At 73.9% G+C, this 13,886-nt stretch carries 15 protein-coding genes and 1 pseudogene; 11 read left to right on the top strand and 5 right to left on the bottom strand.

Annotation, left to right across the window (positions count from 1 at the left end):
* From M1E25_RS10825 to M1E25_RS10815, 3 genes and pseudogenes are all read right to left on the bottom strand, one after another.
* Positions 1-577: pseudogene (locus tag M1E25_RS10825) on the bottom strand (hypothetical protein); the annotation flags it as partial.
* Positions 578-661: 84 nt separating this feature from the next.
* Positions 662-952 (bottom strand): barstar family protein, encoded by a 291-nt coding sequence (locus tag M1E25_RS10820; protein ID WP_251413248.1) that lies wholly within the window; start codon positions 950-952, stop codon positions 662-664.
* Positions 953-1,006: 54 nt separating this feature from the next.
* On the bottom strand, positions 1,007-1,378 hold the full coding sequence (locus M1E25_RS10815; RefSeq protein ID WP_251413246.1) for a DUF488 domain-containing protein: 372 nt from the start codon (positions 1,376-1,378) through the stop codon (positions 1,007-1,009).
* Between the two features lie 192 nt (positions 1,379-1,570).
* On the opposite strand from M1E25_RS10815, the gene M1E25_RS10810 reads away from it, so the two are divergent.
* From M1E25_RS10810 to M1E25_RS10785, 6 genes are all read left to right on the top strand, one after another.
* A complete protein-coding gene (locus tag M1E25_RS10810; protein WP_251413244.1) occupies positions 1,571-2,266 on the top strand; it encodes a VanZ family protein in 696 nt (231 codons plus the stop codon).
* A gap of 229 nt (positions 2,267-2,495) precedes the next feature.
* A complete protein-coding gene (locus M1E25_RS10805; RefSeq protein ID WP_251413242.1) occupies positions 2,496-4,022 on the top strand; it encodes a hypothetical protein in 1,527 nt (508 codons plus the stop codon).
* A gap of 210 nt (positions 4,023-4,232) precedes the next feature.
* Positions 4,233-5,810, top strand: coding sequence for an MFS transporter (locus M1E25_RS10800; RefSeq protein WP_251413240.1), 1,578 nt, complete (start codon positions 4,233-4,235; stop codon positions 5,808-5,810).
* Positions 5,811-5,971: 161 nt separating this feature from the next.
* The gene (locus M1E25_RS10795) at positions 5,972-6,238 is read left to right on the top strand and encodes a GlsB/YeaQ/YmgE family stress response membrane protein (RefSeq protein WP_251413238.1); all 267 of its coding nucleotides are present in this window, start codon (positions 5,972-5,974) and stop codon (positions 6,236-6,238) included.
* A 104-nt stretch (positions 6,239-6,342) separates the two neighbouring features.
* Positions 6,343-6,585 (top strand): hypothetical protein, encoded by a 243-nt coding sequence (locus M1E25_RS10790; protein WP_251413236.1) that lies wholly within the window; start codon positions 6,343-6,345, stop codon positions 6,583-6,585.
* 44 nt (positions 6,586-6,629) lie between these two features.
* Positions 6,630-7,637, top strand: a complete 1,008-nt coding sequence (locus M1E25_RS10785; protein ID WP_308290411.1) for a VOC family protein — start codon at positions 6,630-6,632, stop codon at positions 7,635-7,637.
* 52 nt (positions 7,638-7,689) lie between these two features.
* Here the strand turns inward: M1E25_RS10785 and M1E25_RS10780 are convergent, their stop codons facing one another.
* Both M1E25_RS10780 and M1E25_RS10775 read right to left on the bottom strand, forming a co-directional pair.
* Positions 7,690-8,478, bottom strand: coding sequence for a crotonase/enoyl-CoA hydratase family protein (locus M1E25_RS10780; protein ID WP_251413233.1), 789 nt, complete (start codon positions 8,476-8,478; stop codon positions 7,690-7,692).
* Positions 8,479-8,512: 34 nt separating this feature from the next.
* Positions 8,513-9,100, bottom strand: coding sequence for a CGNR zinc finger domain-containing protein (locus M1E25_RS10775; RefSeq protein ID WP_251413231.1), 588 nt, complete (start codon positions 9,098-9,100; stop codon positions 8,513-8,515).
* 58 nt (positions 9,101-9,158) lie between these two features.
* Here M1E25_RS10775 and M1E25_RS10770 point away from each other — a divergent pair, with 58 nt between their 5' ends.
* The 5 genes from M1E25_RS10770 to panD all read left to right on the top strand — a co-directional run bounded on the left by M1E25_RS10770 (position 9,159) and on the right by panD (position 13,886).
* A complete protein-coding gene (locus M1E25_RS10770) occupies positions 9,159-10,448 on the top strand; it encodes an MFS transporter (RefSeq protein ID WP_251413228.1) in 1,290 nt (429 codons plus the stop codon).
* A 164-nt stretch (positions 10,449-10,612) separates the two neighbouring features.
* Positions 10,613-11,371, top strand: coding sequence for a response regulator transcription factor (locus tag M1E25_RS10765; protein ID WP_251413226.1), 759 nt, complete (start codon positions 10,613-10,615; stop codon positions 11,369-11,371).
* Positions 11,368-12,888 (top strand): sensor histidine kinase, encoded by a 1,521-nt coding sequence (locus M1E25_RS10760; protein ID WP_251413224.1) that lies wholly within the window; start codon positions 11,368-11,370, stop codon positions 12,886-12,888. The genes M1E25_RS10765 and M1E25_RS10760 overlap by 4 nt, the downstream gene beginning before the upstream one ends.
* A gap of 67 nt (positions 12,889-12,955) precedes the next feature.
* Entirely contained in the window at positions 12,956-13,375 is a 420-nt protein-coding gene (locus M1E25_RS10755) for a hypothetical protein (protein ID WP_251413222.1), read from the top strand.
* Positions 13,376-13,463: 88 nt separating this feature from the next.
* Positions 13,464-13,886 (top strand): aspartate 1-decarboxylase, encoded by a 423-nt coding sequence (gene panD, locus M1E25_RS10750; protein WP_251413220.1) that lies wholly within the window; start codon positions 13,464-13,466, stop codon positions 13,884-13,886.

Below are 13,886 nucleotides of genomic sequence, written 5' to 3'. Positions count from 1 at the left end.
CGTCCGTCGTGGCCGGCTCCGCGGCGGCGACGGCCGGCTCGGGCTCCACCGGGGTCTGCACCTCGGTGGCGGGCTCGGCGGCAGGCGCGGCGGCGACCGGCTCGGGGCCGGGCGCCGTCGTCTCCTCCACGGCGGGCAGCGGTTTCTCGTCGCCCCCGGGCACGGGCTCCGCCCGCAGCCCGTCCTTGGGCCGCAGGTCGCCGTCGGCCTTGAACCAGTCCGGCTCGGGCTCCGGGCCGTAGTCCGGCTCGGGCTCCGGCTCGGGGGCCGGCTTCGGCCGGAGGTCGCCGTCGGCCTTGATCCACTCCGGCCCCGGCTCGGGCTCCGGAGCGGCCGAGGCCGCAGGCTCCACGTGATCGGCCGGTTCCGCCGCGGCGACGGCCGGGACCGGTTCGGCGGCAGGCGGCGCCGAGTCGGCCGGGGAGGCCTGACCGGGGACCGTGGCCTCCGGGGAAGTGTCGGTGACGGACGGGGGAGCGGTGGCCGGTTCGGCCTCACGGGCCTCCGGGACCCTGGGTTCTTCGCGGCCCGTGCGAGACCGGCCGAACGCATTCCGCAACAGACTCCGAATGCCCATGGGAGAAGCCCTTCACAAGATTTCGGGTGCGATCAATGTCCGAGGTGCGGGAGAACGTCCCAGTACCAGGTCGGACACGTAAGGCTAGCCATCCAGGTCCAGCCGGGCACGAGTGGCCTCGGTGAACACGCGGGCAAGTCGCTCACCATCCGTAACGCCGGGCCCGAACAGCCCCTGGGCGTAAGCTTTTACGACCACGACCCCGTGAGCGTCGATCACGGAGGAGATTCCGCGTGTCTCGACCGCGTCCCACCAGGCGTCCAGGTTCCGCCCGAACCAGTCGGGCAGTCCGCACGGCCCGGCGACCGCGTCCCAGAAGTCGTCGAGGGAGGACAGGTCGCGCCCGCGGAGATCGACCACCAACTCGTCAGCCATGCCCCGGATGCTAGGCCGTGCCCGTGCGGCCGGGCCGACGGGACGTCCACGGAGTCATCCCGTGTCGGTGCCCAGCAGCCGTGCGAGGACGTGGGCATGGCTCAGGCCGATCTCCCGGGTCGCGGTCAGCAGCGTCATCGGGCCGGACGCCGCGAGATCGCGCAACTGCTCCAACTCCGCTGCGCGCTCCGGCTCGTCGAGCTCGGCACGGTAGCGGCGGCCGAACTCCTCCGCGAGTTCCGGCCGGTGGCCGTACCAGCGGCGCAACTCGTCGGACGGCGCGACCGCCTTGCTCCAGGAGTCCAGCCGAGCACGCTCCTTGGACAACCCACGCGGCCACAGCCGGTCCACCAGCACGCGCCTGCCGTCGTCGGTCTCCGGATCGTCGTACACGCGGCGGACCCGTACGTCCGGGGCGTTCGACATGAGTGTTCCTCCCAGTTCGCGTCCGCGGCCGTGCCGGCGTCCGGCTGCCGTCTCCAGGATGACCCGGTGCGCGGCGACCCGCCTCCAGGCACCACACATGCCGTGGCTGACCCTGGGTAACCGGGACGGGAACGGAGCAGACGCCGACAGGGCGGCTGCCGATGCGGAAATTCCGACCTGGGGGTGCCACACATGGCCCGCACAGTCCTGCTCGGCTGGAAGACGGCGATGAAGAAGGCCGGGGGGGCGAAGAGCAAGCCGAAGACCAAGCCCGGGTCCAAGACCAGGACCGGGCCGAAGGCGAAGGCCAAGCCGAGGACCGGCTCCAAGGCGAGGACCGGGACGAAGCCGAAGCCCCGGCCGGCGGCGGCCTCGGGCGGTGACGCCGTGAGCGAGGCATCTCCGATGGTGCGGGGGCTCGTGATGGCGGGGGCGTTCGTGGCGATGGTCGGATTCGCGGTGGTCCTGGCCCGGCTGACGCTGGTCCCCTCGATGGCCTCCGAGGCGATGGCGCACACCAATCTGCAGCCCGGCGAATCGATCAACAACTACCTGTCGCAGCCGGCGTTCCGCGACACCGTCAAGCAGCTCGGCGGGAACATCGTGCTGGGCGTGCCGTTCGGTCTCCTGCTCCCGGTCCTGGTCCCCAAGGCCCGCGGACTGCTGCGCGTCGTCCTCGTCACGGCGCTGTTCATGGTGCTGGTCGAACTCGTCCAGGGTGCCATCGTCACCGGCCGGGCGTTCGACATCGACGACGTCATCCTCAACACCTCCGGCGCCCTCCTCGGCTACCTTCTGCTGGGCCGACGGATGGGCCGCGCCGTGCACCCCCCGCGCCGCCACTGGTGGCAGCGCTGGACGAAGCAGCCGGTGGCCCACAGCCGCTGACCGCACTCCTGCCGACGACCCGCTCCGCCCGCACGGCCACCGGGCGCTGCGGGCCGGCTCCCGGAGATCCACCGGACACGCCCCGGCCCACACGATCGACCGACCGGGTTGAGCCGACTGGCCCGGTCCGGCTGGCGGGGGGCGGAAGCCGCACACAGTGTGGTCACCGCCCCGGCAGCTCCCCCGCTGCACCGCCTGCCACCGAGGTCGTGCCATGCCATCAACCCGCTTGGCACCCGCTCCACGGGTCAAGCAGAACCTCACCGTCCGGTGGGGAACGACGACCGGCCCGGACTCGTTGCGAGGGCTCGCGGTCGTCGCAGCGCTGTTCACCGTCCTCCAACTCGCGATCGTGCTCCCCGGCTCCCCGCTGGGCTGGGACGAGACGGTCTACTTCAGCCAGGTGAGCGCCGACCGGCCGTCGGCGTTCTTCAGCGCACCGCGCGCCCGCGGCATCAGCTACCTCGTGGCGCCGGTCGCGGTGTTCACCACCTCGACGGAAATCCTGCGCGTGTACCTGGCGCTGCTCTCCGGCGCGGCGCTCTTCGCGTCCTTCGCCGCGTGGCGAAGGCTGCTGCCGCCCGCCCTGCTCGCGGGCGCCGCGGCCCTGTTCGCCAGCCTGTGGATCACCCAGTACTACGGTCCCCAGGCCATGCCCAACCTGTGGGTCGCGTACGCCGCGCTCGCCGCCACCGGCTGCTTCCTGCGCGTGGTGCGGCCGGTGCCCGACCGGTGGGGCGTGCCGGTGCCCGCCGGCCCCGGGGTGTACGCCGGGCTCGCTGCCGCGGTGGCGTTCGCCGCCCTGATGCGCCCCGCGGACGCGGCCTGGCTGGTGCTGCCGCTCGCCGCCGCCCTGACCGTCCGTCGGTGGCGCAGGCCGGCCGTCCTGGCACTGCTCGTCGGCGGTCTGCTGGTGGGCAGCCTGCCGTGGGTCGTCGAGGCGTACCTGCACTACGGGGGGCCGGCGGCCCGGCTGGACCGGGCCAGCGAGATCCAGGGCGGCATGGGCCTGCACATGGCCGTCGACGACCAGATCCGTTCCCTCCAGGGGCGCTCGCTGTGCCGGCCCTGCGACATTCCGTGGAGTCATCCGCTGACCGGTATCTGGTGGTTCGTGCTGCCGCTGCTCGCCCTGGGCGGTGCGACGGCCGCGGTCCACATCCGGCGGACCGCCGTACTCCTGCTGCCGCTGCTGACGGGGCTGGCCCTCTCGATCCCCTACCTGTTCCTGATCGACTACGCGGCGCCGCGGTTCCTGCTGCCCACGTACGCCCTGCTGTCGTTGCCGGTGGCGTACTGCTGCGCCCGGATCGTCGCCGGGGTGCGCCCGCGGTGGCGGCCCGTCACCGGAGGGTTGCTGATGACGGCGCTCGCCCTGCACGTCGCGGCCCAGTACGGGGTGCTCCAGGACGTGGCCGCCCGGGCGCGGGCCGCCGGCCGGGGCCAGGAGCGGGTCACCGCCGCACTTGAAACGGCCGGGCTCCAGCCGCCCTGCACGGTCTCGGGCGAGCACGCCGTGCAGGTCGCCTGGGGACTGGGCTGCGCGTCCCGGCAGGTCGCCGGGCACGACGAGAGCATCACCCCGGCCGGGCTGCTGGCCGCCGCGGCGCAGCGGCCGGTCGCGTTCCTGGTCGCCGGGAGCCGGCCGGTGCCCGACTACGTACGGCAGTGGCGGACGGTCCGGCTGCCGAACGTGTGGGGTCTGCGCGACTACCGTGCCTACGTCTCGCCGTCCGCAGGAGGCACCGCCCGGTAGACGCAGCAGTCCCGAGTCGCTGCCCCGCGCGGGCCCGCACCGCCGGCCGCGCGGGGCCTGCGCGCGCCCGGGAGATCAACTGGTCCGCCCTCAGCCCCGGGACTACGGTCGATTGAGTGACGTCATCGAGTCCGTGAGAGCGTGTTCGAGATCCCGTGTCGTGGGTCCGGCAGGGGCGATGCGCTCCGAACCCCGAGCGCGGGAATGATCATGACGACCTCTCCCTCGTCACCCCAGGGCGCGGCCGGTGGTGCGTCCCATCAGAGGGGCAACGCCGCAGCGCTCGTCGTCATCGCCTCGTGCCAGCTGATGGTGGTTCTCGACATCACCATCGTGAACATCGCGCTGCCCCACATCCAGCGCGCGCTGGACTTCTCGACGACGAACCTGTCCTGGGTCATCAACGCCTACACCCTGACCTTCGGCGGGCTGCTGCTGCTCGGCGGACGCTGCGGCGACATCCTGGGACGCCGGCGGGTGTTCGTCTTCGGTGTCCTGCTGTTCGTGCTCGCGTCGCTGCTCGGCGGGCTGGCGCAGCACCCCGGACAGCTGCTGGCGGCCCGCTCCCTGCAGGGGATCGGCGGCGCGATCGCCTCGCCGACCGCGCTCGCGCTGATCACCACCACGTTCCGGGAGGGACCGGAACGCAACCGCGCCTTCGGGGTGTTCGCCGGAGTCTCGGCCGGCGGCAGCGCGATCGGCCTGCTCGCGGGCGGCATCCTCGTCGAATGGCTCGACTGGCGCTGGGTGTTCTTCGTCAACGTGCCCATCGGCATCGCCATCGCCCTGGCCGCCCCGCGCTACGTCGGAACCTCCGCGCGCCGGCCGGGCCGGTTCGACGTGACCGGTGCGGTGTTGTCGACCGTCGGCATGGTCTCGCTCGTCTACGGGTTCATCCGGGCCGCACAGGACGGCTGGAGTGACGTCCTGACCATCGCGGCATTCGCTGCGGCGGCCGTACTGCTCACTGCCTTCGTCGCGGTCGAGCGGGGGTCGCGGCAGCCCATCACTCCGCTGAAGATGTTCGCCGACCGCAACCGCTCGGGCACGTACGGCATCATGCTGAGCCTCGCGGCGGCCATGTTCGGCATGTTCTTCTTCCTCACCCTGTTCGTACAGGACGTGCTGCGCTTCTCGCCGGTGATCGCGGGTCTGTCGTTCCTGCCGGTGAGCGCGATCATCGTGATCGGGGCCGGGATATCGTCCCGGCTGCTGCCGCGCGTGGGTCCCAAGCCCGTGATGGTGACGGGTGCGCTGCTCGCCGCGGGGGGCCTGACCTGGCTGACCCGGGTGGACGCCGGCAGCACCTGGCTGGGCAGCATCTTCGGGCCGATGCTCGTGTTCGGCCTGGGTATGGGGATGGAGTTCGTGGCGCTGACGATCACCGCGGTCTCCAACGTCGCCCCGCACGAGTCGGGGGCGGCGTCCGCGATGCTGAACGCGACGCAGCAGGTCGGCGGTTCCCTCGGACTGTCCATCCTGGTCACGGTGTTCGGCACCGCCGGCCGCAACGAGGCCACGAGTCTGGTGCCGGAGTTCCTCCGGCAGGCGACGCCGGCGGAGCGGTCCCGGTTTGCGCAGAGCGGCCAACTGCCGCCGCCCTGGGGGGATCAGGTGCTCGCGACGGGCATCTCGACGGCGTTCGTCGTCGCGGCGTCGCTGGCCGCGGTCGCCGCACTGGTGGCCCTGTTCGTCATCCAGGTGCGGTCGGCCGACCTGAAGCGGCTGCAGGGCGCGGCGATGGAGGAGCCGGCGGCCACGCGCGGGGGGAGCGGGCCGGAGCCCTGACGCGCGCCCCCGGACCTGCCGAACCCCGGAACCCCGAGTTCCCGGGAAGGACGACCGATCCAGGGATGGAATGCCGTGCGCCTGAGCATGATTCCTGCGAAGCGTGCCGTACGGGGCGGCACGGGCGGGGCGACCGCGGGACCGAAGGGCAGGACAGGGGCATGGGCATCGTCAGCTGGATCGTTCTGGGGCTGCTGGCCGGGGCGATAGCGAAGTTCCTGCTGCCCGGCCGGGACCCGGGGGGTGTGGTGGGCACCACCCTGATCGGCGTCGCGGGTGCGTTCGTCGGCGGCTGGCTGTCCACCGAGGTGCTGGACCGGCCGGTGGAGAAGGACTTCTTCGACGCCGCGACGTGGGGGGCGGCCATCGTGGGCGCGCTGGTCCTGCTGGTGGCCTACCGGCTGCTGTTCGGCAACTCGCGCGACTGACGTGGGGGAACGCCCGCCCTCGGGCAGGGGGCGGGCATGCGCGCGGGCGGAACGCTCGCGTCCGATACCGGAAGCCGCCGACGTCTTTCGCCACGGGAGCGGCCGTGACCGGGCCTGAGGTGATGGAAGGCGTGCGGGAGCCCCGCACGGCGTGCGGGTTCGAGCGACTCGGCGTGCGGGCCGGCATGGCGGCGACGACCGACAGCGCCACGGTGCTGCACGTACCGGCGGCGATGGGCGGCACCGGCCGCCAGGGGCGGGTCCGCGCCCCCCCGGTGAGCGCCCCGGGCCTGCCGGTGACCGCGAGCCCGAGCGGACGCGGGCACCGCGACCCGGTGCGAGACTGAAGAGAGGGAACTCTCGCCTGCCTCATCAAGGGGGAGCGCACACCATGCTCAGCACGAACTTCGTTCCCGGCGCACCCGACTGGATCGACCTGGGCACTCCCGACGTGGAGACCGCCGCAGCCTTCTACACCGGGTTGTTCGGCTGGGACTTCGTCTCGGCCGGTCCGGAAGCGGGCGGTTACGGTCTGTTCATGCTCGAAGGCCGCACGGTGGCCGCCGTCGGTCCACTCCCCGAGGACGGGGCGGACTCGGCGTGGACCCTCTACTTCCACACCCCCGACGCCGATCTCGTCGCGAAGACGGTCGAGCAGGCGGGTGGCACCGTACGGGTCGAGCCGTTCGACGTCTTCCAGCTGGGCCGCACGGGCGTGTTCACCGATCCGTCCGGGGCCCGGTTCGCCGTGTGGCAGCCGATCGGCAACCCCGGTCTGGACGCCGTCACCCTGCCCGGCACCCTGACCTGGACCGAACTGCACACCGACGACGTGGAAGCCGCGCGCAGCTTCTACCACACGGTCTTCGCCTGGGAGACGGCCGAGGACAGCCCGTTCCCGGAGGGCCGGCCGTACGTCGTGGTCTCGACCGCGACGGGCGGGCCGGATGCCGCCGTCGGAGGCATCATGCAGCTGGACGAGGAGCGGCGTGCCGCGGGCGCCGTCCCGCAGTGGCGGCCGTACTTCGAGGTGACGGACGTGGACGACGTCGTCGACCGGGCGCGGGCGGAGGGCGGCGACGTCGAGATCCCGGTGGTGGAGCTCGAGGACGTCGGGCGGATGGCGGCCCTCACCGACCCGTTCGGGGCGCCGTTCTCGGTCATCCGGTCCATGCGCGCCGCCCGCACACCGGCATCGCCGGAGCCCGCGACGTCCGAGGAGTCCGATGACGCCGAGGCCGGGGAGCCCGCCGCCGCGGCCGAGGGCACTGCGGGGGAGACCGGGAAGAAGGAGGTCGCCGCGGAAACCGGGGGCACCGGGGGCACCGGGGGCACCGAAACCGGGAACGGCGCCGGTAAGGGCACCCGCCGCACCGAGGGGGCCAGGGAAGCCGCCTGAACCCGGAGAGATCCCGTCCGCCGTAATCGCTCCCACCGCCCGGGCGCCGCGTCTACGCCGTGGGCAGGTCCGGGGATCCGTGCCGGCCCGCCCCGGCGGAGAACCGGGCCGCGCCCGCTGCGGCATCGGCGGCGAGGGAGATCTCGCCGTGCCGGAACTCGTTGGCCAGGGCCGCCTGTTCGTCCATCCCGTGCTGCTCCAGCAGCGACGCGCGGTCGTGGAGCAGACAGGTGCGGGGATGCCCCGCGATCGCGGCGGCGAGTTCCTGCGCGGCACCGAGCGCCGTACCGGCCGGGACGACCCGGTTGGCCAGCCCGATCCGCAGTGCCTCGTCGGCGTCCACGGCGCGTCCGGTGAGGACGAGGTCCATGGCGCGGCTCTCCCCGATGAGGCGGGGCAGCCGTACGGTGCCGCCGTCGATCAGCGGCACGCCCCAGCGCCGGCAGAACACCCCGAACACGGCCGTCTCGTCGGCCACCCGCAGGTCCGCCCACAGGGCCAGCTCCAGCCCGCCGGCGACCGCGTAGCCGCTGACGGCGGCGATCACGGGCTTGGCCAGGCGCATCCGGGTCGGGCCCATCGGCCCGTCGCCGTCGGGATCCGTGCGGTTGCCCCGGCCGTCGGCGTAGGCCCGGAGATCGGCGCCGGAGCAGAAGACGCCTCCTTCACCGTGCAGGACGGCCACGGCGGCGTCCGGGTCGTCGTCGAACTCCCGGAAGGCGTCGGCCAGTCGGTCCGCGGTCTCCCGGTCCACCGCGTTGCGGCGCTCGGGGCGGTTCAGGGCGATGGTGGTGACCGGGCCGTTCCGGTGGACGAGCACGGCGTCGGAGGCGGGGGTCATCGGGGTCCTTTCGCGGCAGGTCTGCGCGCGGCGGTCAGCCGGAGCCCGTGCGCGGACGGTCTCCGGTGGCGCGGGTGCGGTCGCGGTAGGCGCGCATCTTGGCCCGGCTGCCGCAGAGGCTCATGGTGCACCACCGGCTGCGGCCGGCGGGACTGCGGTCGTAGTAGACCCAGCGGCACTCGGGTGCGCTGCACGCCTTGAGGCGCTGCCAGGTGCCGTCGGCCACCGCGGTGAGGACGCCGGCGGCCAGGCGTGCGGTGAGCGCGGGCAGCCCGTCGAGTCCGGGCGCGGGAACGGGACGGGCCTCGCCGGCCGGTCCGGTGGCGAGGACGAGCGGCGCCCGGCCGAACAGGTCGTCCAGTGCGGCCGTCGACTCCGCGGGCACGTCGAATCCGGCGTGGGCACGGCAGACGTCCCGCAGGGCCTCCCGCAACCGCCGGGCGGGAGCGACGTCGTCCGCTCCGAACCGCAGCCGGCCGAGGCCGTGCGCGGCGCAGAACGCCGAGAGGTCCGCGACCGTGCGCAGTCCGTCGTCCGCCAGCTCGACGTCGACGGTGTTGGCGAGGTCCTGCACGAGGGCCAGGGCCTCGGGTGCCGGGGAACGGTCGCCGGGTTGACGCATGACGAAAGGTTACCGCTGTGCCATCATCAGCCGGTAACCGTTACTGGATGGGGGCATAGTGAAGGTAACCAACCCCGGACTGCTGCGCCGGAACCGCGACTTCCGGCGCTTCTGGGCCGGCCACACCATCTCCGTCGCCGGGACGCACATCAGCGCCGTCGCGCTTCCCCTGCTCGCCACACTGGTCCTCGACGCCGGATCCACGGGCGTCGCCGCGATCGCCACGGCGGCCTACCTGCCCAACCTGCTGCTGCCCCTGCTCGCCGGGCACTGGCTGGAGAAGCGGCGGCGGCGCAAGGTGATGATCGGCGCGGACCTGGTCCGCGCCGCCGCCCTGACCGCGGTGCCGGTGGCGTACGCGGCCGGCGCGCTGTCGATACCCGTCCTGGTCGCTGTCGCACTCGTCGTCGGCGCGGCCGGCGTGGTGTTCGAGATCGGCAGCTTCGCCTACGTGCCCTCGCTCGTCGACGAGGACGACCTGGCGGCGGCGAACCGCGCCACCCAGGGCTCCACCACTGCCGCCATGGTGGCCGGGCCCGGACTCGCGGGCGGGCTCGCCCAACTGGTCGGCCCCGCGGCGGCCGTCCTGCTCGACGCGCTCAGCTACGTCGCCGGGGCGCTCGGCGTGGCCGGGGCGCGGCGGCCCGAACCGGCCCCGCCGCAGGAGGAGAAACCGACAGGGCTGCTGGAGGGGCTCCGGCTCCTGGCCGCCAACCCGTTCCTGCGGGCACTCACCTCCCACGCCATGATCTACAACGGTGCGTCGCAGATCTTCACCGTCAACCTGGTCGTCTTCGCCGTCACCGACCGGGGCCTGAGCGCCGGACTGTTCGGGCTGGCCCTCAGCGCGGCCGGGGCGGGCGCCTTCCTCGGCACCATGGCCGCACTGCGGCTGGCCGGACGGCTCGGCTACGGGCGGGCGTTCGCCGTCTCCCTGACCCTGTCGACCGGGACCCCGCTCTTCATCGCCGCCCTCCCGGGGGACGGCACCGCCCTCGCCGCCTCCCTCGCGCTGATCCAGTTCGTCAGCGGCCTCGGCCTCGGCTCCGCCAACACCCTCTCCGTCACCCTGCGCCAAGTCGTCGCACCCCGCGGTTCCTTGGCCCGCACCCAGGGCGGCTACCGGCTGTTCATCTACGGAGTGCTGCCGCTCGGCGCGGTCCTCGGCGGCCTCGTCGGGCGGATCTTCGACAGCCGCACCGGAGTGGCCGTGGGCACCGTGGGCATGGCCCTGTCCGCCCTGCCCATGCTGACCCGCCGGATCCGCACACTGTCCGGCCCGCAGGACGCCAGGACGTCCGTGGCCGCGCCCGCTCCCCCGACGGCAGCCGACGCGCAGCCGAGCTGATCGCCGGCCCTCCGCACACCCCGGTTCCGTCCGGTCGCCCGGCCCGGCCCGGCGCGGCGGCCGGGCCGGCCTCCTCACCCGCCGAGCTTGTCACCGTGGGCCGCGTCGGTGAGGGTTGCGCCGGGGAGCGGGGGCCGAGGAAGCCGACGAAAGCGGAGGACCCGATGGCCGGAACCGGTGGCCGGGGTGCCCAGGGCCGGGTGCTGGTGGTGGACGACGACGCGGCGATCCGCCGGTCGCTGGAACGCGGCCTGCGGCTGCGCGGCTTCACCGTGGAGCTCGCCGACGGCGGCCTGCGCGCCCTGGAAGCCGTCGCCGCACTGCCGCCCGACGTCGTCGTCCTGGACATATCCATGCCGGACCTCGGCGGCATCGAGGTCTGCCGGCGGCTGCGCGCGGAGGGCAGCGACCTGCCGGTCCTCATGCTGTCCGCCCTGGACGGCACCGGCGACCGGATCGCCGGCCTCCAGTCCGGCGCCGACGACTACCTGGTCAAGCCGTTCGCCCTGCAGGAACTCGTCCTGCGCCTCCAGGCCCTGCTGCGCCGCCGCCCGCCGCGGGACGACAACGCCCGGCCCGGCGCGGATTCGCACCCGGACGCCGTTCGGGTGGGCGGCCTGAGCGTCGAACCGGCGGCGCGCCGGGTCCTGCTCGACGGCGCGCCGGTGACGCTCACCCGCCGCGAGTTCGAACTCCTCCACGTCCTCGCCCGCAACGCCGGCATCGTGCTCACCCGCGACCAGCTCCTCGACCGGGTCTGGGGCTACGACCTCGAGGTGCGCACCGACGCCGTCGACACCTTCGTCAGCTATCTGCGCCGCAAGCTCGAGGCGGGCGGACGGCCGCGCATCGTCCACACCGTGCGGGGCGTCGGCTTCGTCCTGCGGGACGACACCCCGTGCCGGGCGGAGCAGGCGCGATGAAGCTCTCGACCAGGATCGCCCTGTCCGTCGCCGCAGTCGTCCCGCTGATGGTGATGGCCTCCGGTGCGCTGTTGCTCCGCCTGGTCACGGGTGACCTGCGCGCCCAGCAGGACGCCCGGCTCCACGACCGGGCGGCGGCCGTCGCCGAGGACGCCCGCCGACTGCTGCGGGTGACCGCCACCGGACGCCCGCCCGCCGTCGAACAGGCCCGGCAGCGCAGCCTGTTCGCCTCAGGCCTGGACATCGGCATCCGTCTCACCGGCCCCGAGGGCACCGCGTCCGGCGGCCCGCAGCCCGACCCCGCCGTGCGGTTGCCCGCCCGCGCGCCCGTGCCCGTCACGGTGCGCGGCGCGGGCGAGAGCTGGCGGGTGCTCTCGGATCCGGTGAAGGTGCCCCGGCAGCACGTCAGGGGCACCCTGTGGCTGCTCGCACCGGACACGGCGAGCCGTACCCAACTCAGCCTGGTGCGGCGGAGGGTGATCGCCACGGCCCTGCTGGCCGCGCCGGTCTCCGGGCTGCTGGCCTGGGCCGTCGCCGCCCGCGCGGCCCGGCCGCTGCGGCTGCTGCAACGGCGCACCAGCGGACTGGACCCCCGGGCCACCGCGACGCGCCTCGAGCACACCCCCACCCGGATCGCCGAGGTCGACGACCTCGCCGCCACCCTGCGCACGGTTCTTGCACGCTACGACGAGCAGGCCGCCCGGACCGCCGAGGCCCTGGAGACGGCACGCTCGTTCTCGGCAGCGGCCTCGCACGAGCTGCGCACGCCCCTGATGAGCATGCAGACCAACCTGGAGGTGCTGGCCGAACACCCCGACCTCGGACAACGGGACCGCGAGGAGGCGGTCCGCGACCTGCGGCGCGAACACGCGCGGCTCCTCGGCCTGCTGGTGATGCTGCGCGAACTCGGGCGCGGCGACCTCGTCGAGGCGGACGCCTTCGGCCCGGTGGAGGTGGCGGACGTGATCGACACATCGGCCGAGGACCTGCGGCGCCGCCACCCCGGGGCCCGGATCGGCGTACGCACCGAGCAGAGCCCGCGGGTGCACGGCTGGGAGCCCGGACTGCGGACGGTCGTCGACAACCTCCTGGGCAACGCCCTGGTGCACGGGCGCACCGGGGAGCAGCCCGCCCGGGTGGAGGTCGTGCTGCGGGCGAGCGGGCGGCCGGGGGCGGCGGAGGCGGTGCTGACCGTCGACGACCACGGGCCGGGCATTCCGGCGCAGTTGCGCGGCAGCGTCTTCGAGCGGTTCCGGCGCGGCCCGGACAGCCCCGGCTCGGGTCTCGGGCTGACGCTCGTCGCCCAGCAGGTCGCCCTCCACCGGGGCCGGATCCGGGTGCTGGAGCGGCCCGGCGGTTCAGGCACCCGGATCGAGGTCCGGCTGCCCGCGCTGTCCGGACCGGGGGCGGCGACCACGGCCACGCTGCCGCTGCGGCGGGACTGGATGGCCGCGGCGGCCCGGTCGTACGCCGGTCCGCAGTCCGGGTCACACGATTTCCACAAGGACGGCTCCTAAGGTCTCGGCCAACGGCATCCGGGGGACCCGACCCGCCGGACCGTGCTGCTTCCAGGAGGACTTCGCCATGTCCAGGTTCAGGACCGCCGCCGTATCCGCCGCCGTGCTCGCCTCGCTGCTCACGGCGGCCGGCATCGCGACCGCAGCCGGTGACGACGCCACCTCGTCCGACGAGGCCCGGAAGACCGCCGCCGCATCCTCCCGGGACGGATCGCGCTCCCTGTGCAAGCACGCGCCCAGGATGGACAAGCGCATCGCCCGGGCGGTGAAGCGGCTCAACGCGGGTCCGGCGCGGCGCGGCTCCGTCGACCGGCTGGAGAAGCGGCTCGAGCGGGCGAAGGCCGCGGGTCACGACGAGGTCGCGAACTACCTCGAGAACAGGCTGAAGTTCCGCCGCACCCTCGTTCCCACGCTCGAGCAGCGCCGGAAGGACCTGACCAAGGTCGAGCAGTGGTGCAGGACCGAGCGGGGCGGCAAGGAGGGCTGACCGCAATCCGTCCGCGGGGTCGGCGGTGGCGGTGCGGTGTACGCCACACTCCCGGCCGCTGGGCCCCGAACCGGGTTACGGTGCACGCGTGCTGAGGACCCTGATGAAGTCGAAGATCCATCGCGCCACCGTGACCCAGGCCGACCTGCACTACGTCGGGTCCGTGACGATCAGCGCCGACCTGATGGAGGCCGCCGACCTCCTTCCGGGCGAGCAGGTGGACATCGTCGACGTCGACAACGGCGCGCGGCTCACCACGTACGTCATCGAGGGGCCGCGGGACTCCGGCGTCATCGGCATCAACGGCGCCGCGGCCCGGCTGATCAGCCCCGGCGACCTGGTGATCCTCATCGCGTACGGGGTCATGGACGACGCGGAGGCCCGGACGTTCCGCCCGCGCGTGGTGTTCGTCGACGAGAACAACCGGATCGCCGACACCGGTCCCGACCCCGCGCACGCGCCCGCCGGATCGGGCCTGCGTCGCGGGGACCTGGCCGGCTCGCCCGCCTGA

Origin of the sequence: Streptomyces meridianus (genome assembly GCF_023703325.1) — a bacterium.
GTDB classification, from domain to species: domain Bacteria; phylum Actinomycetota; class Actinomycetes; order Streptomycetales; family Streptomycetaceae; genus Streptomyces; species Streptomyces meridianus.
The sequence above is the reverse complement of the archived record's forward strand: the minus strand, read 5'-3'. Positions and strand labels throughout refer to the sequence as shown.